Below are 1,490 nucleotides of genomic sequence, written 5' to 3'. Positions count from 1 at the left end.
GGCGGCGGCGGAAAGGTACACGGCCATGGCGCTGCCGTGGCGCGCCAGTTCGCGCAGCCGTTCCGCGTCGGGCACCGGGGTGCGTCCCTCCAGCCGGGTGATGACCAGCGACTGGGTGACCTCCGGCGCGGTGAACGACACCCCGGCGGCGGCAGCGGCGGCGAAGGCCGCCGTCACTCCCGGTACCACCGAGCAGGGGATGCCTTCGGCGTGCAGCAGGCGCATCTGCTCGCGCACTGTGCCGTACAGTGACGGATCACCGGTGTGCACCCGCGCGGCGGTGCCGCCCGCCAGGGCCGTTTCGCGCAGCAGGGCGTGGGTCCGTTCCAGCGTGAGCGGCGCGGAATCGATCACCCGTGCGTCCGCCTTGGCGCAGGCCACCACCTGTGGTGGCACCAGCGAACCCGCGTAGAGCACCAGGTCGGCCTCGGCAATGATCCGCCGGGCCTTCAGGGTGAGCAGTTCCGGGTCGCCGGGGCCCGCCCCCACGAACCACACGTGGCCGCCGCTGGCTGGAACGGCAGCGGGTGCGGGGATGGGAGCCGCGGGAGAGGGGGGGGGAGACACGGCGCGGGCGCCGTTGGAGCAAGTGGCGGGTGCGCCGCCGGAGCAGTCATTGTCCTTGGTGGGCATGCAGGGTCCTGTCGGCTTCGGCCAGAATGCGTGCGTATTCGCCACTGGCGCGCATCCGTCCAAGCGTGGCGTCGAAATCCGCCGCCAGCAGGGCATTGGCGTCGGTGAGGGCAAAGGCCATGTAGGCGGAAACGTAGTCGTAGGGGGGGCGTAGCAACACCGGTGCGCTGCCGGGGGCAAGACGCTGCAGCAGCGCGCGCAGGGTGGGGTCCGTGCCGGGCACGGCCGCCACCTCGTGGCGCAGCAGGGCCTGCACCGCTTCCTGCAACGAATAGAAGGAACTGGTGCGGATCAGTCCCTTGCGGGCGATGATGGCGTCCAGCGTGGGGCCGTAGCTGTGGCCCAGGGCCAGGGCCACGGGCTTGTCGCCGTACAGGATGGCGTCGCGCGCGGTGCCGCTGGTGTCGGAGGCCAGTTGTTTGTCGTCCGGGTGCACCATGAGGATGACGTCTTCGTCGTACAGGGGCACGGTGGTGTAGTGCAGGTACTGTTCCCGTTCCGGAGTGCGGTAGACGGCGAGAGCCGCGTCCAGCTTGCCCTGACGGACCAGCGAGAGCCCGCGGTTGAAGGGCGTGACCACGAATTCCGCGTTGCGCCCCAGGCGGCGCAGCACGGCGCGGGCCACGTCCACGGCTGCACCGTACGGCTGCCCCTCGTGCTGGTAGCTCCACGGCGGCTGGTCCAGGATGAATACGCGCAGTGGCTCGGCGGTGTCTTTGGCGGCACCCGTGGCGGCGGCACCCGTGGCGGAGGTGCCGCCGGAGATGGTGATGTCGGCGACCTGCGCCCGGCTTGTCCCCGGTACGAGCAGCGCGGGGAGCACCAGCAACGCCAGCAGCGCCAGCAGCGCCAGCAGC

At 71.3% G+C, this 1,490-nt stretch carries 2 protein-coding genes; both read right to left on the bottom strand.

What is annotated here, in order from left to right; all coding sequences use genetic code 11:
- A partial coding sequence (locus tag FVW27_RS15385; RefSeq protein ID WP_208294831.1) for a cobalt-precorrin-4/precorrin-4 C(11)-methyltransferase occupies positions 1-633 on the bottom strand: 633 nt, incomplete at its 3' end.
- Positions 614-1,490: substrate-binding periplasmic protein (locus FVW27_RS15380; protein ID WP_167126760.1), on the bottom strand; the 877-nt coding region annotated here is incomplete at its 5' end. The genes FVW27_RS15380 and FVW27_RS15385, both read right to left, overlap by 20 nt.

The sequence above is a fragment of the Nitratidesulfovibrio liaohensis genome (assembly GCF_011682075.1).
Lineage (GTDB): Bacteria > Desulfobacterota > Desulfovibrionia > Desulfovibrionales > Desulfovibrionaceae > Cupidesulfovibrio > Cupidesulfovibrio liaohensis.
Note: the sequence above shows the minus strand (reverse complement) of the source record. Positions and strands in the feature narration are given on the sequence as shown.